19 protein-coding genes are annotated in these 24,820 nt (G+C 47.3%); 5 read left to right on the top strand and 14 right to left on the bottom strand.

The features are described 5' to 3' along the window. Window positions 1–20: 20 nt before the first annotated feature. On the bottom strand, window positions 21–1,160 hold the full coding sequence (gene rlmC / locus R2X38_RS05820; protein WP_317521230.1) for a 23S rRNA (uracil(747)-C(5))-methyltransferase RlmC: 1,140 nt from the start codon (window positions 1,158–1,160) through the stop codon (window positions 21–23). Window positions 1,161–1,370: 210 nt separating this feature from the next. On the opposite strand from rlmC, the gene R2X38_RS05815 reads away from it, so the two are divergent. From R2X38_RS05815 to R2X38_RS05800, 4 genes are all read left to right on the top strand, one after another. Continuing rightward, the gene (locus tag R2X38_RS05815; protein ID WP_317521229.1) at window positions 1,371–2,294 is read left to right on the top strand and encodes a LysR family transcriptional regulator; all 924 of its coding nucleotides are present in this window, start codon (window positions 1,371–1,373) and stop codon (window positions 2,292–2,294) included. Between the two features lie 203 nt (window positions 2,295–2,497). After that, on the top strand, window positions 2,498–3,607 hold the full coding sequence (locus R2X38_RS05810) for an NAD/NADP-dependent octopine/nopaline dehydrogenase family protein (RefSeq protein ID WP_317521228.1): 1,110 nt from the start codon (window positions 2,498–2,500) through the stop codon (window positions 3,605–3,607). 52 nt (window positions 3,608–3,659) lie between these two features. Next, window positions 3,660–5,066 (top strand): YfcC family protein, encoded by a 1,407-nt coding sequence (locus R2X38_RS05805; RefSeq protein WP_317521227.1) that lies wholly within the window; start codon window positions 3,660–3,662, stop codon window positions 5,064–5,066. A 143-nt stretch (window positions 5,067–5,209) separates the two neighbouring features. Next, complete coding sequence (locus tag R2X38_RS05800; RefSeq protein ID WP_317521226.1) at window positions 5,210–6,217, top strand: zinc-binding alcohol dehydrogenase family protein; 1,008 nt, start codon at window positions 5,210–5,212, stop codon at window positions 6,215–6,217. Window positions 6,218–6,322: 105 nt separating this feature from the next. Here the strand turns inward: R2X38_RS05800 and R2X38_RS05795 are convergent, their stop codons facing one another. From R2X38_RS05795 to R2X38_RS05775, 5 genes are all read right to left on the bottom strand, one after another. Then, a complete protein-coding gene (locus R2X38_RS05795; protein WP_317521225.1) occupies window positions 6,323–7,270 on the bottom strand; it encodes a LysR family transcriptional regulator in 948 nt (315 codons plus the stop codon). 141 nt (window positions 7,271–7,411) lie between these two features. Beyond that, window positions 7,412–8,722, bottom strand: coding sequence for a DUF1501 domain-containing protein (locus tag R2X38_RS05790; RefSeq protein ID WP_317521224.1), 1,311 nt, complete (start codon window positions 8,720–8,722; stop codon window positions 7,412–7,414). A 12-nt stretch (window positions 8,723–8,734) separates the two neighbouring features. Next, window positions 8,735–10,282, bottom strand: coding sequence for a DUF1800 domain-containing protein (locus tag R2X38_RS05785; RefSeq protein WP_317521223.1), 1,548 nt, complete (start codon window positions 10,280–10,282; stop codon window positions 8,735–8,737). Between the two features lie 305 nt (window positions 10,283–10,587). Then, the gene (locus tag R2X38_RS05780) at window positions 10,588–11,898 is read right to left on the bottom strand and encodes a DUF1501 domain-containing protein (protein WP_317521221.1); all 1,311 of its coding nucleotides are present in this window, start codon (window positions 11,896–11,898) and stop codon (window positions 10,588–10,590) included. Window positions 11,899–11,901: 3 nt separating this feature from the next. Continuing rightward, entirely contained in the window at window positions 11,902–13,425 is a 1,524-nt protein-coding gene (locus R2X38_RS05775) for a DUF1800 domain-containing protein (RefSeq protein ID WP_317521220.1), read from the bottom strand. Window positions 13,426–13,773: 348 nt separating this feature from the next. On the opposite strand from R2X38_RS05775, the gene R2X38_RS05770 reads away from it, so the two are divergent. Further along, window positions 13,774–14,427, top strand: coding sequence for an outer membrane beta-barrel protein (locus R2X38_RS05770; RefSeq protein WP_317521219.1), 654 nt, complete (start codon window positions 13,774–13,776; stop codon window positions 14,425–14,427). Between the two features lie 124 nt (window positions 14,428–14,551). Here R2X38_RS05770 and R2X38_RS05765 read toward each other — a convergent pair whose 3' ends face one another. The 8 genes from R2X38_RS05765 to pcp form a co-directional block, all read right to left on the bottom strand. Next, on the bottom strand, window positions 14,552–16,363 hold the full coding sequence (locus R2X38_RS05765; RefSeq protein WP_317521217.1) for a M3 family oligoendopeptidase: 1,812 nt from the start codon (window positions 16,361–16,363) through the stop codon (window positions 14,552–14,554). A gap of 42 nt (window positions 16,364–16,405) precedes the next feature. Further along, a complete protein-coding gene (gene btuD, locus R2X38_RS05760; RefSeq protein WP_317521684.1) occupies window positions 16,406–17,167 on the bottom strand; it encodes a vitamin B12 ABC transporter ATP-binding protein BtuD in 762 nt (253 codons plus the stop codon). 37 nt (window positions 17,168–17,204) lie between these two features. Then, window positions 17,205–18,197 carry a vitamin B12 ABC transporter permease BtuC gene (gene btuC, locus R2X38_RS05755; protein WP_317521216.1) on the bottom strand — a complete coding sequence of 331 codons (993 nt, stop codon included), beginning with the start codon at window positions 18,195–18,197 and terminating at the stop codon, window positions 17,205–17,207. 81 nt (window positions 18,198–18,278) lie between these two features. Beyond that, window positions 18,279–19,340, bottom strand: coding sequence for a succinylglutamate desuccinylase (gene astE, locus R2X38_RS05750; protein ID WP_317521215.1), 1,062 nt, complete (start codon window positions 19,338–19,340; stop codon window positions 18,279–18,281). 188 nt (window positions 19,341–19,528) lie between these two features. Then, a complete protein-coding gene (gene ihfA, locus R2X38_RS05745; protein WP_039462335.1) occupies window positions 19,529–19,825 on the bottom strand; it encodes an integration host factor subunit alpha in 297 nt (98 codons plus the stop codon). Between the two features lie 594 nt (window positions 19,826–20,419). Next, entirely contained in the window at window positions 20,420–22,825 is a 2,406-nt protein-coding gene (gene pheT, locus R2X38_RS05740; protein WP_317521214.1) for a phenylalanine--tRNA ligase subunit beta, read from the bottom strand. Between the two features lie 18 nt (window positions 22,826–22,843). Beyond that, window positions 22,844–23,827, bottom strand: coding sequence for a phenylalanine--tRNA ligase subunit alpha (gene pheS, locus R2X38_RS05735; protein WP_107297789.1), 984 nt, complete (start codon window positions 23,825–23,827; stop codon window positions 22,844–22,846). A 152-nt stretch (window positions 23,828–23,979) separates the two neighbouring features. Further along, complete coding sequence (pcp, locus tag R2X38_RS05730) at window positions 23,980–24,666, bottom strand: pyroglutamyl-peptidase I (protein WP_317521212.1); 687 nt, start codon at window positions 24,664–24,666, stop codon at window positions 23,980–23,982. Between the last annotated feature and the right edge of the window lie 154 nt (window positions 24,667–24,820).

Below are 24,820 nucleotides of genomic sequence, written 5' to 3'. Positions count from 1 at the left end.
CAAAAAGCATAGTCGGAGTTTTAATCAACTGTCACTTGGTGACCCAACAACACCATCACTTCCGCATGCTCCGTGTGGGGAAACATATCAAACCACTGCAGCCGCTGAACCTCATACATCTGCAAAGCCTGCAAGTCCTGCTTCAGGGACTCAGGATTGCAACTAGAGTAGATAATATATTTTGGCGCCAATATGGTAAGTTGCTCAGTTAATGCTTGCCCCAACCCACGACGAGGCGGATTAACCAACACCAATTCAGGTGCTCGGCCTTGCCGCTGGGAGAATTGGGCAGAATCCAGCGCATCAAACTCCAGATTATTGATCCCCAATTTTACTGCTGAAAACTTGGCACTGGCTATCGCTTCAGGTTCAATCTCAATGCCCACCACACGCTCGACATCATTGGCACAGTGCAAGGCAAAACCGCCTACACCACAAAACAAATCCCACATCGAACTCGGTGCAAGCTCCCTAACCCATTCACGCGCTGTCGCATATAGCTGCTCTGCAACCTTCGGGTTAGTCTGGAAAAAACTCTTTGGCCGAATCACCAATGGCACGCCATTGAACTGCTCGACCAAGTGCTGGGCATCGGTTAGGAATATCTCTTCTTCCCCTTCCAACCGCGCCATATGAATCGGCTGCAGGTTTACCGACACTACCTTCACTTGAGGCCAATCCGCCTGCAACTTGGCAAGGTTCGCTTCAATCCGGGAAAGTGCATCTCGGCTTCGCAGCACGAACCTCAGCATGTACTCACCCTCACATTCACTACGGGTCAGCAGGATGTATTTCAGCTCGCCTTTCTTTTTCACCTTGTTGTAAGGGGGAATCCCGGCAATACGAATCCATGCTTGTAGGTAAGCCAATAATGCCTGCATCTCCTCTGGGTACAGTGGACAATCACATAAGCTAACTGGCTGGTTATCGGCGCCTTCAATCCCCAGTACTGGCTGATGCGCAGCACCAAGCACAACCATTTTAGCCTTGTTGCGACACCCCGTTTCCTCGCTTGGAACAACTGATAGCCATTGCTGTGGCATGACTGTTGAAAGCAGTTGTTTAAGCTTTTCATCTTTTTGCTGGATTTGCTGCGGGTAAGGCATACCCGATAAGGAACAGGACTGGCAGCGCTGCTGATCAAAGTGAGAACATTGCATGGAATTAAGGCTATTGGACAAAAGCCGCTAGTCTATTCCTTTCGCCAAAAAGCACCATTTGGGTTATAGATGCAACTGATAAACAGTCTTTATGGAAGTGTTGGTATTATCAGCAAGCAGTTATTGAGCTCTTGAATTTCAATGCCAGTTCAAAGAAACCAACCCCTGATTTTGCTAGCTTAGCGCAAACTCCAACTATCCCGCACTATCATGAAACTCAGCCAACTGAATGCTTTTAAAGCCATTATTGAATGCCAAACCGTTACTGCTGCTGCCGAGCGCCTTCATCTTAGCCAACCCGCTGTCAGTCGATTGTTGTCAGCATTAGAACAACGCTTAGGCTTTAAATTATTCATTCGCAAAGGTAACCGCTTAGAACTTAGCGATGAAGGACAGGCCTTTTACCTTGAAGTCGCCAAAGTCTTCGATGCTGTTGCTGGGTTGGATCAGGCAGCCCACTCTATTCGCTCTGCACATTTTGGCAGCCTGAACATTGCCGCTATGCCCCTGCTTTCCAATGCCTTTTTACCCCGTGTTGTCGCCACCTTCTTATCTCAGACACCTAAGCTAAAACTCGGCTTTAAAACCTACCGTTCGGAAGATGTCATTCGACGAGTACAAAGCCAAACCGTTGATATTGGCTTTGCCTTTGTTGATGAGATTATCTCAGGGGTAAAAGCCCAACGGGTCGAATGCGAATCTGTCTGCTTGGTGCCGGCAAGCTCACCTCTCGCCAGAAGAAAGGTTATCGATATTTATGACTTAGCGGATCAGGTGTTAATACGCCATGAGAAAGATGCGACACAGCGCCGGATCGATGCATTGTTGAGACGATACAACTTATCGACCATTGAACATATCGAAGTATCATTGGCCAGCACCGCAGCCGCCTTGGTGAAGGAAGGCGTCGGTATCGCTATAACCGACCCATTTACTGCTGTTATTGATAGCGAGCACCCCAACGTTGTCATGCGACCGCTTGTATTCAACCTCCCTTTTGAGTTTGACATCCTGTATCCGGCACTCAAGCCTATCCACCGTCATGCCGAGCACTTCATCGAGCAATTCATGCTGCTTGCCGACTCATTGGATGTTCAGTTGAAAATCGGCCCAATGCGAGACTTGGATAAATAGCTTTTGGCATGACATCACACTTAGAAATAGAATAGACGCCTCTTTTAAAATCAATTGAAAATCATATTTATCAGATACTTAAATAAGTACCAATTATGTAGCATTACTTTTTTGCATAGCAGTTTAATTCTTTGGTATTGGCGGGAAAGAGTGATAATTCCTTACTGTGGGTCCATAACGATGCACACCAAAAAGGAATAATTATGACTCACCGTGTCTCGATCATTGGCTCAGGCAATGCTGGTTTGACAGCAGCCTATCACTTTACAAAACATGGGGCAGATGTCTGCCTGTATGGCAGCCCGGGCTTTGACCAGCCCCTTCAAGATATTGAACAACGCGGTGGTATTGAGGCCCTCGGCGATTTCAACGAAGTAGAACTTACTTTCGCCGGGTTTGAGCCTATTGACAAGATAAGCCGGGATCTGGGTGAAACATTGGCCTATGCCGACATCCTTGTTCTTCCGGTGCCGTCTTTCGCCCAAGAGCCGCTGTTTATCGACATGCTACCGCATCTGCGTGATGGACAAGTCATCATGCTGATGCCAGGAAACTACGGCTCCTTGGTTCTGAATAGGATTAAGCACGAGCAAGGGTATGGCCAACTCGATATCACTTTTGTTGACGCGATTTCAATCCCTTGGGCGACACGCATAGTTGGGCCCGCCCAGCTGGCCATCTTGGGTATGAAGGAATTTCTGCCAGTCGCCGCTTTCCCGGCAACACGTACACAGGAGGCAATCAACGCCCTTAAGGAAGTGATGCCACTTCCCCTTACCCCGCTCAAGAACGTGATTGAGGCGGGCCTGGAGAATATTAACTTCGGTGGTCACCCATTGCTTACCACCCTGAATATGGGATTACTGGAAAACTTTGATGGCCAATTCAATTACTACAAGGATTGCTGCTCTGTCTCTACCGCTAAAGCCGCAGCTGTAATGGAAAAAGAGCGCCTTGCTATCGGTGAGCTTCTTGGCCTTACGCTAAAGCCTGAATTAGACGCTATGAACGCCTTGTACGGAATGGATTGCAAAACCGTCTATGAAGTCAACCGTACTTCAGAGACCCATGGCAAGCTAAACAGTGCGCCAAACTCGGCCAGTAATCGATACATCACCGAAGATGCCGCCTACCTCTTGGTGCCTTGCTATGAGTTAGCCCAACTAACCGGTGTAGAGGCCCCAATGATCACCGCTTGTCTGCATATTGATAACGCCTATAACGATACAGACTACTTCACCACTGGCCGAACATTGAAAAAAATGGGGCTGGATAACCTGTCAGCCCAAGAAATCATGGACTTTGTAGCGTAAGCCAAGCGCAATTGACAAATATGGGGCCATTGGCCCCATAAAGGACTGAACAATGAGCAAATTAAAATTCCCTTCTGCCTACACCATCTTAATGCTCCTTACGGTGCTAATGGCGCTGCTGACCTGGCTGATCCCTGCGGGTCAATACCAAATGCAACTCAATGAAACTCTAGGTAAATTGGTACCGGTTGTTGGGTCATACCAAACCGTTGAATCAAACCCGCAAGGCATCATTGATATTTTGATGGCACCAATTCAAGGCTTTTACGATCCGTCTGACTATGTTGCCAGAGCGGTCGACGTTGCCTTATTTGTACTGGTCATTGGTGGCTTTTTGGCTGTGGTCACCGAAACGGGTGCAATTGATGCGGGTATCGCAGGCACAATGAAACGTTTAGCCGGACGTGAGAAATGGATGATCCCTATCCTTATGGGCCTTTTTGCCCTAGGTGGCACCGTATATGGCATGGCAGAAGAAACCATTCCCTTCTACGCCTTGCTTATCCCCGTCATGATTGCAGCGGGTTACGACAGTATTGTTGGTGTTGCAATTATCATGGTTGGGGCCGGAATTGGTTGCTTGGGCTCAACCATTAACCCCTTTGCAACAGTGATCGCGTCCAATGCAGCGGAAATCAATTTCATGGAAGGCTTTGCCCTTCGCGCGGTGATCCTCATCCTTGGTTGGATACTGTGCGTGTTTTATGTCATGCGCTATGCCGAACGTGTTAAACAAGACCCATCCCGCTCCATTGTCGCCCACCAGCGTGACGAAAACCTCAACCACTTCCTTCACGGCAAGCAGCAGGAAACCCCTGAGCTAACGAATACCCGCAAAGCCGTACTTGCCATTTTCGCCCTAACATTTGCCGTTATGATGTGGGGCGTATCCGCTGCTGGTTGGTGGATGGCTGAACTGTCCGCGCTATTCATCGGTTCTAGTATTGTTGTTGGTTTCGTCGGTCGGTTGTCTGAGATCGAAATCACCGATAGCTTTGTTAATGGAGCCAGGGATTTACTTGGCGTCGCTCTGATTATCGCCATCGCCCGAGGTCTTGTTGTGGTCATGGACAACGGTAATATCACCCACACCATCCTCAATTATGCTGAAGGGCTACTGGGCGGGTTGAACGAAATCGCCTTCATCAATGCGATTTATTGGGTTGAGGCTGTCCTTTGCCTGGTCGTGCCATCATCTTCCGGCCTGGCCGTATTATCAATGCCTGTGCTTGCCCCTCTTGCAGACTTTGCCGGTGTGAGCCGGGAGCTCGTTGTGACGGCGTTCCAGTCTGCTTCAGGACTTCCTAACCTCGTCACACCAACCTCTGGCGTGGTAATGGGTGGCCTAGCAATCGGACGGGTTGCCTACTCCTCATGGCTACGTTTCATTGGTCCGCTTATTGGTATCCTGACCCTTATGATCATGGCCTTACTCAGTATTGGTGTAGTGATCGCCTAGCTGTCGTCAGCCATATCTGCCACAGGAAATATCGAAAATGATTATGGATAATTTAATCCATAATCATTGGATGTTCTGACTCTTTCTCACCGCCCGCCAAACATTCATTATACTTTCCAACAAACAAACGGTTCGAGGTCATCATGAAAGCAGTCGGTTATCAGCGCAATCTTCCCATTCAAGACGAAGCATCTCTACAAGACATTACGTTAGATGCACCAATAGCCACAGGCCACGACTTGTTGGTAGAGGTTCAAGCCATCTCAGTTAACCCTGCTGACTACAAGGTACGCCAAGGGGTACCTGCTGAAGAAGGCAGTTGGAAAGTGATTGGATGGGACGCGACAGGTATCGTCAAAGCGGTCGGTGAGAACGTCACCCTGTTCAAGCCAGGTGACAAAGTTTGGTATGCCGGTGATATCTCACGTCAGGGCAGCTATGCAGAAATGCAGCTGGTTGATGAGCGTATTGTCGGCAAAATGCCTCAATCACTCTCTTTTGCCGATGCTGCAGCCCTGCCGCTGACTTCCATTACAGCGTGGGAACTGTTATTCGATCGCCTCAATGTCGTAAGAACGGATCCTGACAAGCGTATTTTGGTCATTGGTGCTGCCGGCGGTGTTGGTTCAATTATGGTGCAGTTAATCAAACAACTCACCAATCTAGAGTTGATTGCAACGGCCTCTCGTCCCGAGACCATTGATTGGCTCAAAGACCTGGGCGCAGACCATATCATCAACCACCGCAACCCTCTTAGTGAAGAGTTTGAGAAGCATGGCTTAGCTGAAGTTGACTACGTGGTGAGTCTGAATAACACCGAGCAGCATATTGGTGAAATCGTAAAAGTGATCAAACCCCAAGGTCAGTTTGCCTTGATTGATGATCCTGCGTCGTTGGATATTGTCCCTTTCAAGACCAAGTGCGTGTCTATCCATTGGGAATTGATGTTTACCCGTTCTTTGTTCCAAACACCGGATATGCAAGAGCAACACGAATTACTCAACGAAGTCTCGGAGATGATCGACAATGGTGATATCAAGACCACCGTCGGTGACCACTTCGGCAAGATTAATGCTGAGAACTTGCGAAAAGCCCATGAGTTTTTGGAAACAGGCAAAGCGAAAGGCAAGATTGTACTAGAAGGATTCTAAGCTCAAGGTTTTAAGCTTTTACCCAAATAACGACAAGCAATCGACGGGCGCTCATTTTTACAGTGAGCGCCCGTATTTTTATCAGCTAGAGAGTTTTTCTATTTGCTAGCGATAAAGTAACGCATAATTAGGGACATGGCTGACCCAACGTGGCGGATCACCAATATCATCCTGGAAGGCCTGAATAAACTCGCGTACCAGCGGCGTTTGTTTACGGTGCGGATAGACCGCATACACAGCCCTGTCTTTGCTGGAAATCACGTGATCCGTTAGCAGGGTCACTATCCCCTGCTCTTCGATATTCTGGTTGAGGTTATAGAGATCAATCACCGCGTAACCCAAGCCATCTCTGACCCCAGCAACCATCATACGAACATCACTGACCTTGTAGTTGCCTTTCATTTTATAAGTTTTGAAGTTATCACCATGGGGCTTATCACTCATCCACATTTGATCCAAGGTGGTATCGGCATTGCTATATACCACAGCAGGTAGTTCGGCGAGCGCTTCTGGTGTAGTCGGGGTGCCGTGTTTTTCTATAAAGGATTTAGAAGCAATCACGGCAAAATGGGTATTGGCAATTTTCTTGGCGATAAGGTTGGACTCTTCCAGCTTGCCAATCCGAAACGCCAAGTCGTAGTGATCGGCAATGATGTCGGCTTTCTTGTCATCCAACGACAGCGTCACTTTGACATCCGGGTATTTTTGCATAAACCGCGAAATCACCGGCTGAAGGTACTCCTGGCCAAGAAATACCGGTGATGTAATACGAATAGTGCCTTTTGGCGTCGACTGATATGAGTCCGCGATATTACGGATGTTGCTTAAGGTGTCGATAAGCAGCTGGGCCTGCTGCAAAATCTCCTCCCCTGCTGGTGTCAAAGAAAAAGAGCGGGTTGATCGATTGAGCAGTTGCACGCCAAGGCCGGCTTCCAGTTTTTTGATTTGCTTGGAGAGTGAAGAGTTGTCCATATCATGCAGTGCTGCCGCTTTGGAGAACGACCCTTGCTGCACTACATCAAGGAACAGCGATAGTTGGTTGGTAATGGACATTGATACTCCTCACCCAAGAACTTGTTTTGTAACTTAATCTAAGGATAAACAAAGCTTCATAGAAGAAAAAGAGTAAGTAAAGAAATAGCAATATAAGAAAAACCAATCAGCCGAACTACTGCCCGGCTGATGATTATCTTACTATCGAAGGAACGGAATCGTCTTTTGCTCAAACGCTTCTAATGATGGAAATAGTTTTTCAACATCAATATATTCATCAAACCATGTTGCCAGTGTTGCATTAACTTGGTCTGCTGCGATTTCAGGGATCAAACGGCCATTGTTGTAGTCATACTCACTGCCCGGCGTTAGATCAGGCCATTTACCGTAGGCTTTACCGCCATTCACAGCTCCGCCCATTACCAGCTGATGACCAGCCCAGCCATGGTCAGTACCTGTATCATTGGCCATCAAGCGGCGGCCAAAGTCAGACATGGTAAAGGTCGTCACATTATCCAGCATGTTGATGTCTTTGAGATCCTCATAGAAGTCTGCCATCGCATCTGAAAGCTGTTCCAATAGCGCATGATGAGCATTCTTCTGGTTATGATGGGTATCAAAGCCGCCCAAACCAACAAAGTATATTTGTCTATGATGCCCCATTTCCGCATGCTTTTTGATTAACTTGGCCGTGGTGTGAAGCTGCTCGCCCAATGAAGAGCGGACGATATCATCATCCTCTTCACCCAGCAATTCAGCCAGTCTCTGATTCTGATAATAACGGCTCGACATAACGTCCGTGTAGTTGTCTTTAAAGAGGTTATTGAACTGACGGTCAAAATGATCTTCCAACGCCTCTCGACGCTCGTCCTGATCTAGCCCGTTATATTTACCGGCTCCTCCTCCCGTCATCACCATTTGCTCATACACATCATTGCGGAGCCATTTTTGCTCGCCGTTCAATGACATCATCGGTGATAAGTCGTTGGACATATATACACTTTCAACCATACGACCCGCCCAACCTAGCTTATCTTCCATGTTGAGCGCACCCGACTGCCACATGGTTTGCTGTAGGTTATGCGCCATCAAAAAGTCTGGAACAGGATGCGGGATATCTTCCCCGATAATTGGGCCAACCAGCTGGCCTGAGTTAACAATAACTGTCGCATTGTTGTCCCTGAACACAGACTCCAACCGCGCCATAGCCGGGTGTAAGCCAAGGCTAACTGCCGGGCGATTATTGCCAGCTTCGGATTGAATACCGATATTTACCAGCTCATGTTTTTCAATCGCTAATGTTGGCCGAGCTCTTTCGTACTCATCATAATGAGCATCAACAGGCACCACCATATTGTAGGCATCATTACCGCCAAATAGGAAAATACAAACGAGGGCTTTAAATCCGTCATCACCAGCAACCGCTTGTTTGCTCAGTGATAAACCGGGTACTGCTGATAATGCGCCAAGTGCAGTAGAGCTTTTTAAAAAGTGGCGACGTGACATTTTCATTTTGGATAACTCCTACTCTTGGCAACGGAAATCAGGGGAACATTGGATGGCAAACAGCGTGGCAAACGTTCTTCTATCCGTACCAATATTTTTGTCAGTCATCTCAATAAGCAGGTTTTCAAGGTAGTGATGCAGTTCATCTGACATCAAGCCAAAGAAGATCCGCTCATTAATCCACTCCATGTAACGCTCAGGATCATCTACCCTGTTTTCTAAAGGCGTTCTATCCCATGTCCATTGCTTCAACTGGGTGTATCGATGGCTCAGGATAAGGCCCCACATTGCATTGGAGATCCGGCGCATGGAGTCCATCGTGTGGATGTTAAATTCCGGAGCGGTAAGCTCTTTATTGGCTATTTCCCCTTTCGGGGCGTAATCAGGTTCATAAAAATTGAATACGCTCGGTGCCTGTAATGGCGCTTGACCGAAGTTATTCTGAAGTCCAGGGAAATCCCACCAGCGGCGAGAATCATTACTTTTGACGTTCAACGCCCGACAAAAGTTAGTCATCGCAATGACTGGCTCTTTGACCTTGCCGAAGTTACGCGGATTTGAACCAAAGTTCTGGTGATCTGCCATCGCACGGCCTTCTAGCAAATCTTCATCAAGCAGAATCGCTTTAATCACCGCCTTCATATTGCCGCGAACGCCCGCACCATCATCAATAAAGACCCGTGCTACTCGTTCAATGTAATCACGACGAGGGTTACTGATGGTTAAACGCTGAATTAACAGCCTTGAGATAAAGACCGGCGTATTCGGGTGTTGATATAACAGCTCGATTGCCATATCCAAATCATCGCTAGCACTTTGGCCAGCAGGAAAATCGACACCCAATACCGATTTAGCACCTTCATCGTGCCAGTCCGGGTTATTCACCATGGATTTGGTGTTACTGTCTTTCCCGTCTGCATCTTTGTCCTTTCGCCACCCCGTTAATGCTCGGGACAGTTCTTCAACATCTTGCTGGGAATAAGCAGGAATCGGCTTCCCTTGGTTATCTAATTTTGGTTGGCCATTAATATTTAATTGCCATAGGCCAATAGAAAATAGCTGCATGACTTCACGAGCATAATTTTCGTCCGGGAAAGTATTATTTTGCTCATTGTGAGCCCGGCTTCCAGCCAAGGTCAAAAATTGCCCCATTGCCGGATGCAAAGTAACGGCTTTTAATAGTTCATCAAAGCGGGAAAAAGCATTCCTCACCAACACATCGTAGTATGAGGCCAAACCTTCGCCGCCTGGGCCGCCATTATTCGAGACGACAAATACCTGGCTCAAAGCGAACGCGACTCGTTGACGGAGTTGGTCTCCCCCTGTGAGTGAGCGCTGCCACCATGCACTCATTCGGGCACTTTCATTTAATGGTTCACCAGTGTCTTCTGCCACTTTGCGAGCAAGGTTCAAGTGCATGTTCTGACGGGAAAACTGATCTTCAAACCAGCCATCTATCCCGCCATTGAAATCAAGAAGCTTTTCGACATCGCCGTGCTTCGGGCCAAATGTCGCTCGGTACAGGAACTTCGTTGCCTGAACCGAATCATTAATTGTTATTGCCACTGCTTTTCCTTATTGATTCATTCAGCGTCTTTACGCTTAAAACATTAAGCGGCTGAATAATAGGAACTCCGAAAGCAACAAATGTTGATTTTACGTCAATTCATTCAAATCGAAATAAGAGTTGGGAACAGGGTAACAAATAAAAAATTCTTACATTTACCCATTGAAGATATTAACAACAGCTTGAAGATACAATGTTAAAAGCGAATGATAGATAAGACGATATTTTACTTCTATCACTATGGTTAAATATAAAAAGAGCCAGCATCATGCTGGCTCTTTCCATCAATAACGACGTCTCTGATTTAAAGAAAATCTAAGGTATTTTTGGGGAAGGTCTTTAACGATGGGAATAACTTTTCTAAATCCCCATCGTAATCAAACCAATTTGCCAATGTGGCATTGACCTGATCGGCGGCGATCTCCGGGATCAAACGGCCATTGTTGTAGTCATATTCACTACCCGGCGTCAGATCAGGCCATTTACCATAGGCTTTCCCCCCTTTAACAGCCCCACCAACGACCAACTGATGCCCAGCCCAGCCGTGATCAGTGCCTGACTCGTTTGCCATAATTCGACGACCAAAATCAGACATTGTGAAAGCGGTGACCTTGTCGGATAGCCCTTGCCGTTTCATCTCTGAGTAAAACGCAGCCAGCGCATCAGACACTTGGCCCAACAGACCCGAATGAGCTTCTGCTTGATCTTTATGGGTATCAAAGCCGCCTAAGCCGACAAAGAAGATCTGACGGTTATGCTTCAGCTCCGCTGCGTTTCTTACCTTGATCAACTTAGCGGTGGTATGAAGCATATTGCCTAGTTTTGTCTGAGGGAAACCATCAAGATCTCCTACGGTTCCCAATGCTTCATCCAATGCGTCATTCTCGTAATAACGGCTTGCCATAGTCGTCGAGTAGTTTTCCGTATACAGATTGGCAAACTTCTCTTCGAAATGACGCATCATGGCACCAACACGGTCGCTGTTATTCATGCCGTTATACTTACCAGCCCCGTCGCTAGTCATCACTAAAGGCTCGACAGCGTTGTTCCGCAACCACTTCTGCTCCCCGTTCAAAGACATCAGTGGGGATAAACTACCGGACAGATTCATTTCCTGAATCATGCGACCAGCCCACCCCAGCTTGTCATTCATGTTCTCTGCCCCCGACTGCCACATAGTTTGCTGCAGGTTGTGGGCCATCAAAAAGTCTGGCACTCGGCGGTTAGGGTTGTTCTCACCAATGATAGGTTCAACTAACTGCCCTGAATTCACAATGACTGTGGCATCGCCTTCATCAAAAGCTGATTTCAGGCTTTCCATTGCAGGATGTAACCCCAATTGAATATCATTTTCAGTAGCAATACTTAACGGCACTAACTCTTTCTGATCAATGGCAAGGTTGGGCCTCGCTTGCACATAAGTCTTGTAAGCACTGTCAGTGGCAGGGATCACCATGTTGTAAGCATCATTCCCGCCAAACAGGAACACGCAGACCAACGCTTTATAATCTTCCTCAGAAGCATGGGCCATATTCAATCCGGTCAGAGCAGGCGCAACCGAAGTCGCACTTAGCGCTACCGAGCCTTTCAGGAAGTGTCGACGTGATAATTTCATGATTTACTCCTGGCAGCGAAACTCTGGCGAACATTGAATGGCAAACAGCGTATCATTGATTTTTCTATCATCACTGCGGTTTGCTGCACTCATCTCTTCCAACATTTGGCGAATAAAACTGGCTAGTTCAGCCGACATTAAACCGGCAAATAAGCGTTCATTAAGCAGTTCAATATAATCGTCTGGCTTGTTTACCTTCTTTTCAAACTGCGTACGGTTCCACGACCAATGTTTAATGTTGGTACTGTCATGAGACAATATCATGGTCCACATTCGGTTAGAGATACGCCGCATGCTGTCCATTGAAAGGATGGCAAACTCCGGTGCAGACAATAGCTTATCTGTTATTTCACCTTTAGGGGCATAATCAGGCTCATAGAAATTGAACACGCTTGGGGCTCGCAAAGGTGCCTGACCAAAATTGCTCTGGGTACCGGGAAAATCCCACCAGCGGCTAGGATCATTGCTCTTCACGTTGAAGGCTCGGCACAGATTCGCCATCGCGATAACAGGCTCTTTCACTTTACCGAAGTTACGACCGTTAGAACCGTGATTTTGATGATCAGCCATAGCTTTACCGTCAATGACATCTTGATCCAGTAATATGGCCTTGATCACCGCTGCCATGTCACCACGAACACCTTTACCATTATTCTTGAATACATCCGCTACCCGCTGGACATAAGAGCGGCGGGGGTTACTTATGGTCAGCCGTTTAATCAGTAGAACTGAGATAAACATGGGTGTATTGCGGTGATTGCACAGCAAATCTAGCGCTTGTGATAAATCTTGCTCTGGGGACTGACCTTCGGGAAAAGTCTGGCCTAAGACTCGCTTTTCGCCAAAGTCGTGACGTCGGTGATCGGCATACATAGGCTTGAGATAGGTATCACGTCGCCAGCCAGTCAGTACCCTTGCCAACTCTTCGACGTCTTGTTGGGTATACGTCGGCTCTTTATTTCCCTGGCTATCGAGCTTTGGCATACCATTATTCTGTAACTGCCATAACCCAAGGCTAAATAGCTGCATGACCTCTCTGGCATAGTTCTCATCGGGAAAAGTATTCTTCTCAGGATCAGCCTTGCGGCTCCCTTCAAGGGTCAGAAATTTCCCCATTGCGGGGCTCAGCGTAACGGCTTCAAGTAAATCTCGGAAATTGCCAAAAGCGTGTTTAATCAAAACATCATAATATTCCGCTAGCGCTTCAGAATTTGGGCCTCCGCTTCTCGATACAACGAAGATCTGGCTTAATGCATAAGCAACTCGCTGCCTGAGCTGATCACCGGATGTAATGCTGCGATTCCACCAAGCGCTTAAGCGAGCATTTTCATTGATACTGTCGCCACTGGCTTTTGCATATTGCTCAACTAACGGACGGTGTAAACGCCAATTACGCGTAAACTGATCATTGAGCCAGGCCTCCTGCCCCATGTTTAAAAAGTCTTCAACATCCCCGGACTTTGGGCCGAAGGTGGCTCGGTACAGGAATTTCGCCGCCTGTTCCGGTTCATATATTGAGCTAACCACGGCACATACCTCTCTCCTTAATCATTGTTGTTCTTGAAGAAATTATTCAATATTAATAATGATTCAGAAGCATCAATAGAAGAAATGAATATCCTTTTTTTGGGACTAAAGTAGCAATTAGCTACCCATTACCATTTGGAGGTAAAGATCTGGTAGTTCTTGTCGATCATGGCCCGGGGTCTCACCCGCGGACACTGTACGCCGATTGTATTGAAATGTATGGATCACAAAAATACTATTGAACAGCGTTTTATTGATCGCTAGTATTCGCCCCAACAATAAATGAGCAGGAAAACCTCGCTCTATAGATATCAGGCTTCACGCCTCGAAGACATAATTAGGACAATCATGAAAAAGTTAATGCTACTTCCTCTCGCTGCACTTGTTGGTGCTTCTTTCGCTGCTAATGCTCAAGAGCCAATGACCCAGAACTTCGACTACATTTCTGGTGGTCTTCAGTACAGCAAATTCAGCAACGATGTTATTTCATCTGTAAATGTACACAACTCAGGTTTTGTTAGTGGAACTGCTACAGATGACGCTGCAGGTCTTTACCTACGTGGTAGCTGGAACTTCACTGATAATTTCTTCCTTGAGATGCGTGGTGACGCAGCCGCTGCTGATGATATGGTTTTCTCTAACGGCCTTATGGGTGTCGGTTACTACATGCCAATTCAAGATGACCTGACTGTTTATGGCCTAGCCGGTTTTGCAAACTACCGTTATGACCTAGATGTAAACACTCCTATTGGCACAATTGGTGGTAACCACTCTGACTCTGGCTTTACTGGTGAGCTAGGTGCTCGCTACCAAGTAATGGATAAGTGGATGATTGAACCAGCTGTTCGCTTTGCAGCTTTCGACGATACCATGTATGAACTACGTCTAGGTAACAACATCCAAATTACTGATCACGTGAGCCTTGAAGCTAACCTATCTCGTTTAGACTTCGATGCTAACAAAGAAACCAACTTCCAGCTGGGTGCACGCTACAGCTTCTAAGAGAACACTCCATCAACGTTCTCGCTAGACATTCCTCTTCGGAGTTATTCGCTTTCAATAAAGCACGGCCTGTATAAACAGGCCGTTTTTTTAGCTTTATTCTTAGTTAAATATATAGATCTAATCAGTGACGGAAGCCATTGAACTTGCCGATCACCGACTCAAACTCCTCAATTTGCTTGGCCACCATATCCACGCTCTGCTGCCAGAATGCTGGCTGGCGGATATCCATGCCTAGGTGTTTCTCTACCACATCTTCTGCCGTCATAGAACCCGTATCACGCAGCAGAGCTTTATAGTCGGTATAGAAGCTGTCGCCTTTCACTTCACGCTGGGCATAGACCCCTTTACTGAACAAGTAGCCGAACAGATATGGGTAGTTATAGAAACTGATCTCTGCGATGCTGAAGTGCAGCTTGCTGGCCCAGAACATCTCGTTAGTTTCGTCCATGGCCTCGCCGTACCACTCCTGCCATGTTTCAGACATCAGTGCCTTAAGCTGATCAGGCGTAAACTCGCCCTCTTTACGCTGCTCATAATAAGCTTTCTCAAACTCGTAGCGTACAGGGATGTTAACCATGAGTGCCAAGGCAGACTGCGCTTCCTCCCATAGCATCAGCAGCTTTTCCTGCTCACTGTCTGCTTTGGCCATCAAGGCATCACGCACCACATTTTCTGCAAAAATTGAGGCGGTTTCAGCCAACGTCATCGGGTAGCGGGTTTGCACCAATGGCATGTCTTTCATCACCCAGTTGTGGAAAGCATGGCCAAGTTCATGCGCTAAAGTGAGTACATCCGACATACTGCCGCCCCAGGTCATAAAGACTAACGGGGTTCGGCTATCAGCAAATTTGGTACAGTAGGCGCCCAAACGCTTGTTTGGCTGCGGGGCAGCATCGATAAGCTTGTTCTCCACCATCATATCGACAAAGTCAGCCATTTCCTGGTCAACATCCGCAAACGCCTCGCGGATGATATCAATGCCTTGCTCGAAGCTATATGAAGAGCCTTCTCCACCGGACAAATCTGGCATAGAAGCCATCTCATCCCAAGGTTTTAACTTATCCGTGCCAAACAAACGCGCCATTTGTAAGCCTGCTTTTTGGCCAATATGACGGTTGTCTTTAGCAACAGCCATCATGGCATCCAGTGTGGCTTTTTCAATTCGGCTGGTATGCAAGCTAGGATCAAGGAAATGCACTCGTTGGGAGTGGCTACGCTTCTCATATTCGGTAAGGCGAGCACCAGACAGTGCATTCAAGATGGCAGCAAAGCTTTCCTGATGTGCTGTCATCGCTTCCGAGATAGCGCGCCAAGCGGGTTCTCTGCGCAGGCTATCACCGCCATAAAGAAGACTCGCCGCCTGTGATAGCCCCATACGTTCTTGCTGACCATCAGGTAATTGCAAAGTAACCTTTAGGCTACCGGTGATATTGTCGTAGAGACGTCCCCATGCCAGCTTGCCATCAACGTCCAATGCAGTAAGCAATTGCTCTTCAGCAACAGATAACTGCTGTGGCTTTAGCAAACGCTCGCGCTCAAGCAGGAAACGCCATGACGATAGTGCCTCGTCACCCTCAGTCATTTCAAGCAATGCATCAAAGTCCTCAAGACTGAGCTTTACAATCGCTTGCATGAATGGCGTCATGGCTTGGTCAAGCTCGGACTGCAAGACATTTACCTTGCCTAAGAGTTTTTTGGCTTGTTCATCGGCAGCGTCTACCGACAATATGCAGTTTACAAACGCACTCAGGGTCATCACCTTCACACGTTCGACTTGTTGTTTTGCCAGCGCGGATGCCAGTCCTTGCAAGGACGTTGAGTCCAATGAAGCCAACTGAGGCAAAAGTGCTTCTACAGCAGCAAGATCTTGTTCGATCTTTGGATCATTCAGACCCTGATAAGCAATGGATAGATCCCAGCTCGGTGTGTTCATTCGTTCTCCTTGATGAGCATTACGCATTTGTCGAAAACAGCGTTAATCAGTAAACAATAGGCAAGATTTCCCTTCATGTTCAATCCGCTGTATTTGCGTAGAAAAGACAGCTTCTAGTGTGTCTACTGTCATGACCTCCTGTGGCTTTCCTTTCGCCACACAAGAACCGTTGTTCAATAAAATCACTTTATCCGCTTCACGGAGGGTTCGATTCAAATCATGATTGGCCATAACCACCGCGATCCCCTTGCCCGCTAGCCGACGGATTATTTGGTACATAATCGCTTCTTGGCCGATATCCAATGACGCGGCTGGTTCATCCAACAGCAGTAACTGGGCATCAGGGTTCAGTGTCGGCCACACTTGAAGACAGGCAGCAGCCAACCTTACTCTCTGCCATTCACCACCCGATAACTGTTGGATATTACGATTGAGCTTATCGATTATTTTCAATGCGCCGCAGACTTCATCTATCGCCTCTTGAACATTACCAGCAGATAGCTCCCCCAATGGAGACAGGGCCAAAGAAAGATAATGATATACCCCTACCGCAAAGGCAGGTTTGTCTTGCTGCGACAAATAGCTACGCATTCTGGCCAGTCGAGGGAGGTCTAGCTTTTCGAGTGATTCATCAGACAGATTCACCTCGCCCTTAGCCTCAACCAATCCAGACAGCATTGAAATCGCGCTACTCTTGCCGCTGCCATTGGGGCCTATCAGGTGAACAATTTCGCCTCGACGAACCGAAAATGAAACCGGTAGTAGCCGCGGTGGCATCGCCAAATTCTTCGCCGAAAGCACCACAGGTTGTGACTCTTGTATCGTTTCCATTCACAACCCCTTAATTAATCTGCGAGCGCATGAGCATCCAAATAAACACCGGCGCTCCCAAACTGGTGATCACCACCCCAACCGGTAACTCAGCTGCCGGTAACATAACCCTTGCGAGGGTATCAGCTAAGGCTAATAGCAATGCACCGCATATCGCCGACAACGGCAGTAGATATCGGTTTTCTGTACCCAGCGCTAGACGTATCAAATGAGGCACGACTAGACCGATAAAACCGATAACGCCGGCCAAGGCAACCGATGAGCCAACCAATAGGGAGACAACAAGAATCAAGCGCCAACGGCTAGCGTCTACATCTAACCCAAGTTGTTTTGCCTGATGCTCACCCAGCATTAATAAATCCAGTTTTTGCCCCTGAAGACAAAGCCAAAGTAGTACAGGTAGGACAAATAGCAGCAAGACCAGTTGCTGCCAACTAACCCCAGCAACACTCCCCATCAACCAATACATCAACAGGCGCAGGTTTAAGTCATCGCTGAAATAAAAGGCCCAGGTCACAGCGGCACCGGACAAAATTCCCAAAGCCACACCAATGAGCAGCAAACGGGCTGTCGAAACCCGCTTCCGCCGAGATAAACCGACCAGAACAAGCGTAAACAGCAGTGCCCCAGCCATTGCTGCGAGCATCATTAAAATGGGTGTTGGTGCAAAAGGCAGAACAAATAACAATATCACTAACGCAAGACTGGCACCGCCTGATATCCCCAGCACGCCCGGCTCTGCCAAAGGATTCCCTAAAAGTACTTGAAGTACCGCTCCTGAGACCGCCAAAGAGGCACCTACGGCCATAGCCGCCAATAAACGAGGTAACCTAAGCTGTATTAACAGCTGCTGCTCAAGGCCAGTCTGGGCAGCCCAAGGCCAAATGAAGATTTCCCCTACGGAAAGTCCTAGAAAAGACGCAATGATTAATGCGATAACGGCAGTGACAAAACCGATGCGCCATCGCGCTTGCCGGCGAACAAGAAGATCATTTAAGAGCATGAGTGAAAAGGCATAATAAGTATCGACGCCTTACCATACCGTCTCACTCATAAAATGAAAAGCGAGCTTTTAGGTAAATACTTATGTCATCGCTTGGACCTGCCCTTCAGGGCTGACATCCGTCTTTTTGACCATCAAGCATGCCCGCTGACCAATTGCTACATTCGGGTTGGGGAAAACAACCGCTTCCCCCTCTTCCAACACGTAGTATTCAATATCCTCATCACGCCCCAACAGAGTACCCTGCGGGTACATAGTAAAGTTAGCTTGATCATCCGGGAAATTCAGCGTGAAGTGTTCACTCTGCTTCATCAGCGTCCGGGTTACTTTGTACACCGCGAGTTTGTCTTCCTGCCACTGATAGTTTGGCACCAACTTTGTCACCAACTCGACCATGGCTTGATAAAACGAAGATAAGCGCTGCAGATCATTTTGACCGAATGGGGCGACCTTTCCCAACTCCATCGTTAAGGCCTGTGCGCCGAAATACTCCGCGCTATACCAACTGAATGTCGGTGATGGGGAATTCGATAACAATGCCGCTTCTATTTCACCCTGCTGTAAAAAAGAAAAAAGATCACGCTGTCTGGTTTGATGACGAGAAAACGGACTGACTGCAAAGGTGTAATGCTCAGAATCACGGATGGCACAGTGCAAATCTAAATGCCAACGAGACTGTTCATCCTTTTCACCTTGCAGGAAGAAATCCTTTACCGCCACCTGAAGTGTATTTGCACGAATGCAGTCAGAATTGCTTGCAGGATTTTCAGCTTTGAACAAGCGATTCATATTTTCATCGACGAAACGACGGTGCAGGTTAATCGCTTCCGGGTGACCAATGATTATTAGTAGCCTATGAATAGGTTGAACTTCCCCTGAAAGAATTTGCTCAACTAACTGCTGCAACAACTCTATAGGACTGGTTTCATCACCGTGCACCCCCGAGGAAAGGACAATGTCTTTTGAGGATGCATTATCCGAGACAGAGTTAACATTAGCCGGTGAGATTTTCAGAATGCCCCTGCCCAGCAACTCACAAGAAATACCTGACTCAGTCTTCCAAGCCCCCTGCTCTTCAGGCAAAGTCATGTTCAGTGTTGCCTCAAGAAACTTTCCTTCCTTTACTCGCTGTAGCATTCCCATTAACCACCTCCATGTTATTAGCTAATCCAGAGCTAATGGAATGCTGTCATTTTACCGCTGCACAAATCACATTGAAACCATATAAAAACATAAATTTAACATCACGCGCACAATTTATTACTGACATAAAAAAGCCCGGGTAAGTTCTACACACCTTACCCGGGCTCTGTTTTTCAATGTTTTCGCGATTACTTTTCGATTTCGATATTTTCTACGCGAGCTTTAAGTTTCTGACCTGGACGGAAAGTCACAACACGGCGAGCAGAGATTGGGATATCTTCACCTGTTTTAGGGTTTCTTCCCGGACGCTCGTTCTTGTCGCGAAGATCAAAGTTACCAAAACCTGATAGCTTTACCTGTTCACCACTTTCAAGCGCTTTTCTGATTTCCTCAAAGAAGACTTCCACCGTATCCTTGGCGTCCCGTTTGCTCAATCCAACATTTTCAAACAGGTTCTCAGCCAAATCGGCTTTTGTGAGCGCCATAGATAATTCCCTCAAGACTATATTGAATGGATTGCAGGAAGACATGAGCCATTCCCACAGCGAATTAGTCGAGTCAGGCAGAAGCCAGAAACCGCTAAAATAGCCAGCTTCACTGAGCTCAATCCTAACTAGAGACAAGTTTATGCCAACTTGCTGATTTCCGCCAACTTTTTTATGTCAACTTATCTTTAAATAATTGATTTTTACTAGCACAAATAGCCTCATTCCATGCACCCAGTTGTGCTTAAATCGAATAAATTCCGGTAAAAATTGCTATAAATCACCTAACTTTCAACACAAATTGCTACCAAGCCATCTCAATATAGAAATTATCGCTATCTATCAGAAAGTTACCGTATTTAGATTCAGATCAAAAAAATCACAATGTGTTAGACAATTTTATAAAACAATGACTTAAAAACACCGAGTTTTTGTAGCAGCTTGCCTCGTTAAGAAGTATGCCTCTATCACAATACAGAGCCAGTCAGCCTTATAAACCTAGTTTCAGCGCGGTGAGCAGCTAACAACCCACAAATTACGCGCAAAAAAAACCCTGCCGAAAAGGCAGGGCTTTCATATCAATAGGAAACTCAATTAGTCACGTAGTGACGCGCCGAACTTCTCAGAAACGTGAGCAACGATAGCATCTACAGAGCCAGCGATGTCCGCATCTTCCAGCGTACGCTCAACAGACTGAAGAGTTAGGGCAATAGCCAAGCTCTTCTTGCCTTCTTCTACGCCTTTACCTACGTAAACGTCGAACAGCTTAGCGTCGGTTAGGAACTCACCGCCCGCTTCCAGACATGCGCTCACAATGTCGCCAGAAGCTACAGCTTCATCAACAACAACTGCGATGTCACGACGGTTAGCTGGGAACTTAGAAAGCGCTACCGCTTCTGGGATAACTTTAGAGTTGATCGCAGACCATTCAATTTCGAATACGATAGTACGGCCGTTTAGGCCAAGCTTGCGCTCTAGCTCAGGGTGAACAGTACCGATCACACCCACTTCTTTGCCATCTACGATGATCGCAGCAGACTGACCTGGGTGCAGAGCTGGGTGCTGCTCTTTATTTGCAGAAGAAAGGGCCGCGAAGCTGTATGCCTTCTCGTTAGCAGAAAGCTCAAGGATAGCTTCCAGATCACCTTTCATATCAAAGAAATCAACAGTGTTGGTTTCGATGTCCCAGTGCTCTTCGCTACGAGTACCCGCGATAACACCAGCCAGCATTGGCTCTTGGCGCATACCGTTTTCAGCCGTTTCACATGGGATGAAACGTAGGCCGTATTCGAACAGGCGAACACGTGGCTGCTGGCGCTTCTGGTTGTGAACAACCGTGTTAAGCAGACCTTGGATAAGGCCAAGACGCATCGCTGACATTTCCGCAGAGATTGGGAACGGCAGTACTAGCGGCTCAACACCAGGAACGATCAGTTTCTGCTGCTCTGGCTCAACGAAGCTGTATGTGATCGCTTCTTGGTAACCACGGTCAACAAGCAGGTTACGAACACGCTTAAGAGGAAGGTTTGCTTCAACGTGGTCGTGCATCTTAAGTGCTGCAGCTGGGTTCTGGTTTGGAATGTTGTCGTAACCGTAGATACGGCCAACTTCTTCGATCAGATCCTGCTCGATAGCAATATCGAAACGCCATGTTGGTGCAGTCGCCGTCCAACCTGCTTCTGTTGTTTCAACAGTCAGGCCTAGACGCTCTAGGATTTCTACCACTTCTGCATCAGCAATGTGGTGGCCTAGAAGGTTGTCTAGCTTAGTACGACGAAGTGCTACTGTGTTTGGCTTAGGAAGATCTGCTTCAGATTCCACAGCAACAACCGGTGCTACTTCACCACCACAGATTTCAACTAGCAGCTGAGTGGCACGCTCCATTGCGCTTGCCTGCAGTGCATAATCCACACCACGCTCGAAACGCATTGAAGAATCAGTGTGTAGACCGTAGCTACGAGCACGGCCACGGATGTGGTCCGGTGCGAAGAATGCACACTCAAGCAGTACATCAGTTGTACCAGACATCACGCCTGATAGCTCACCACCAAAGATACCCGCAATTGCTAGTGCTTTAGTATGGTCAGCCACAACTAGCGTATCTGCATTTAGCTTAGTTTCGCTACCGTCAAGCAGAGTTAGCATCTCGTCTTGCTCTGCCATACGTACCACAATACCACCATTGATCTTATCAAGATCAAATGCGTGCATTGGCTGGCCTTGCTCAAGCAAAACGTAGTTAGTGATATCTACAACCGGGTCGATTGAACGGATACCGCAGCGACGTAGCTTCTCTTGCATCCACAACGGTGTTTCTGCTTTAACGTTTACGTTCTTAACCACACGGCCAAGGTAACGTGGACACGCTGCAGGTTCTTTGACTTCGATAGACACTGCGTCGTCGATAGACGGAGCAACCGCTTCAACAGCTGGCTCAGTTACGTCAGCACGGTTCAATACGCCAACTTCACGAGCAAGACCGCGAATGCTGAAACAGTCAGCACGGTTTGCAGTTAGGTCAACATCAACAGTAACATCGTCTAGACCTAGGAATTCACGGAAATCAGTACCGTTTACCGCGTCTTCAGCAAGCTCCATGATGCCATCAGACTCAACGTCGATACCCAGTTCAGTGAATGAACAAAGCATACCGTGAGAAGGCTGGCCACGTAGCTTAGCTTTCTTGATTTTGAAATCGCCTGGTAGTACTGCGCCAACAGTCGCAACAGCCACTTTAAGGCCCTGACGACAGTTAGATGCACCACAAACGATGTCTAGCAGCTCTTCTTCACCAACATCAACTTTGGTTACGCGCAGTTTGTCAGCGTCTGGGTGCTGGCCGCACTCAACAACCTGGCCCACTTTAACGCCAGTGAAAATACCGGCTACTGGTAGTACGTCGTCTACCTCTAGGCCAGCCATAGTGATTTGGTGAGTTAGCTCGTCAGTTGTAACCGCAGGGTTTACCCACTCACGAAGCCAAGATTCGCTAAATTTCATAGTGTATGAACCTCTGGATTACTTGAATTGTTTTAGGAAACGAAGGTCGTTCTCGAAGAACGCACGAAGGTCGTTTACGCCGTAACGAAGCATGGTTAGACGCTCAACGCCCATACCAAATGCAAAACCAGAGTATTTCTCAGGGTCGATACCTACAGAACGAAGTACGTTCGGGTGAACCATACCGCAACCAAGTACCTCAAGCCATTTACCGTTCTTGCCTTTAACGTCAACTTCAGCTGAAGGCTCCGTAAACGGGAAGTAAGAAGGACGGAAACGCACTTCCACTTCTTCTTCGAAGAAGTTGCATAGGAAGTCGTGAAGGATGCCTTTAAGCTGCGCGAAGTTAACGTTCTCATCAACCAGCATACCTTCCACCTGGTGGAACATTGGGGTATGCGTCTGATCGTAGTCGTTACGGTATACACGGCCCGGAGCGATGAAACGGAAAGGAGGCTTGCCATTTTCCATCGTACGGATCTGAACGCCAGACGTGTGAGTACGCAACATTAGATCAGGGTTGAAGAAGAATGTATCGTGGTCGGTACGTGCTGGGTGGTCTTCAGCAATGTTCAGCGCATCGAAGTTGTGGAATGCATCTTCGATCTCAGGACCAGACTCAGTGTTAAAGCCTAGCTCACCAAAGAACTGTTCAATACGCTCAACCGTACGCGTTACTGGGTGTAGGCCACCATTTTCAATGCGACGACCTGGTAGGGTCACATCGATAGTTTCAGCAGCAAGCTTAGCTTCTAGCTCAGCACGCTGTAGTGCGTCTTTGCGAGCGACGATCGCTTGCTGAACGGCACCTTTAGCCTTGTTGATTTCCTGACCAGCAGAGCGACGCTCTTCTGGTGGAAGCTTACCCAAACCTTGAAGTTGAAGGGTCAATTCACCCTTTTTGCCCAGATACTGGACACGGACTTCGTCCAGAGCGACTAATGAATCAGCCTGCTCGATAGCTGCCGTTGCGTTGGCAATAATCTCGTCTAGATGTTGCATCGTTTCCTCATCCACCTACAGGTGGCGTCCTTTAGGGAGATATAAATTCGCGTAACGATACATACTAAAGAAACATGCGTCTAAATCCAAATCCAATCGTAAGAAAACCGTTGGATTGCGTGAAAAAAACACCAATTCCTCTTAAGGTTGGATTAATTGATGGTTCCTGCTGATATTTGCTGCTCTGATGGAAAACTGGTTGCGGTAACAATCGCGCAAGCAATGCCCTCTACCATGGTCTCTAACGGCATAGAAGGTAATGACTGGTTATCAGTGATCTGCAGTTCGGCTTCAATTTGTTCTGGTAGCAGTGGAACATGAATGAAATCGCACATCGAGCTCAACCGTGTTTGCGTCGCAAGGTAGTGGCTTATCCCATAAAACAGGTGGTTACAGACAAAGGTACCTGCGCTGTAAGAGATTTCAGCTCCTACTCCCTGTTGTTTCAAAGCCTGCATCAACGTCTTGACCGGTAGCTGCGTAAAATATGCGGCAGGCCCAGCGTCAACAACAGGCTGATCGATTGGTTGATTACCCGCGTTATCGGGAATTCGGAAGTCATCAAGGTTAATCGCCACTTTTTCGAAACTGATATTTGCCCGCCCCGACGCCTGACCTAACATCAACACGATATCAGGCTGAAAGGATTCAATCGCGTCAATACAATGATTCACTGACTCACCTTTCACAACAGGTAATAAAGCCGTTTTCAGCACGACGCCAGCTTGCTTCATTGTCTGCTGAAATACATCTGTTTGCAGCTGATCGATAATCAATGCCGTTGGGTTAATCGCCTGCCCACCAAAAGCCTCAAAGCCTGTCACCAATACCCGCGTCATCTCGTTCTCATAATTACATTGAAAGAAAATACCTAAGTAGATTACCCCACGAAACGGTATAGCAAAATAGCTATTGCTAGCTTGCAAATTAATATCAATCCCTTTGCGCCTCTCACCGTGAATCAAAGATTTTTTCTTTTTTTATTGCGCTATC

The sequence above is a fragment of the Photobacterium rosenbergii genome, assembly GCF_033022775.1.
Taxonomy (GTDB): domain Bacteria; phylum Pseudomonadota; class Gammaproteobacteria; order Enterobacterales; family Vibrionaceae; genus Photobacterium; species Photobacterium rosenbergii_A.
Note: the sequence above shows the minus strand (reverse complement) of the source record. Positions and strands in the feature narration are given on the sequence as shown.

What these genes read in the sequence shown, in the direction of transcription:
- rlmC (WP_317521230.1), bottom strand. Translation starts at nt 1,160, where the DNA reads ATGCAATGTTCTCACTTTGATCAGCAGCGCTGCCAGTCCTGTTCCTTA.
- R2X38_RS05815 (WP_317521229.1), top strand. Translation starts at nt 1,371, where the DNA reads ATGAAACTCAGCCAACTGAATGCTTTTAAAGCCATTATTGAATGCCAA.
- R2X38_RS05810 (WP_317521228.1), top strand. Translation starts at nt 2,498, where the DNA reads ATGACTCACCGTGTCTCGATCATTGGCTCAGGCAATGCTGGTTTGACA.
- R2X38_RS05805 (WP_317521227.1), top strand. Translation starts at nt 3,660, where the DNA reads ATGAGCAAATTAAAATTCCCTTCTGCCTACACCATCTTAATGCTCCTT.
- R2X38_RS05800 (WP_317521226.1), top strand. Translation starts at nt 5,210, where the DNA reads ATGAAAGCAGTCGGTTATCAGCGCAATCTTCCCATTCAAGACGAAGCA.
- R2X38_RS05795 (WP_317521225.1), bottom strand. Translation starts at nt 7,270, where the DNA reads ATGTCCATTACCAACCAACTATCGCTGTTCCTTGATGTAGTGCAGCAA.
- R2X38_RS05790 (WP_317521224.1), bottom strand. Translation starts at nt 8,722, where the DNA reads ATGAAAATGTCACGTCGCCACTTTTTAAAAAGCTCTACTGCACTTGGC.
- R2X38_RS05780 (WP_317521221.1), bottom strand. Translation starts at nt 11,898, where the DNA reads ATGAAATTATCACGTCGACACTTCCTGAAAGGCTCGGTAGCGCTAAGT.
- R2X38_RS05770 (WP_317521219.1), top strand. Translation starts at nt 13,774, where the DNA reads ATGAAAAAGTTAATGCTACTTCCTCTCGCTGCACTTGTTGGTGCTTCT.
- R2X38_RS05765 (WP_317521217.1), bottom strand. Translation starts at nt 16,363, where the DNA reads ATGAACACACCGAGCTGGGATCTATCCATTGCTTATCAGGGTCTGAAT.
- btuC (WP_317521216.1), bottom strand. Translation starts at nt 18,197, where the DNA reads ATGCTCTTAAATGATCTTCTTGTTCGCCGGCAAGCGCGATGGCGCATC.
- astE (WP_317521215.1), bottom strand. Translation starts at nt 19,340, where the DNA reads ATGGGAATGCTACAGCGAGTAAAGGAAGGAAAGTTTCTTGAGGCAACA.
- ihfA (WP_039462335.1), bottom strand. Translation starts at nt 19,825, where the DNA reads ATGGCGCTCACAAAAGCCGATTTGGCTGAGAACCTGTTTGAAAATGTT.
- pheT (WP_317521214.1), bottom strand. Translation starts at nt 22,825, where the DNA reads ATGAAATTTAGCGAATCTTGGCTTCGTGAGTGGGTAAACCCTGCGGTT.
- pheS (WP_107297789.1), bottom strand. Translation starts at nt 23,827, where the DNA reads ATGCAACATCTAGACGAGATTATTGCCAACGCAACGGCAGCTATCGAG.
- pcp (WP_317521212.1), bottom strand. Translation starts at nt 24,666, where the DNA reads ATGACGCGGGTATTGGTGACAGGCTTTGAGGCTTTTGGTGGGCAGGCG.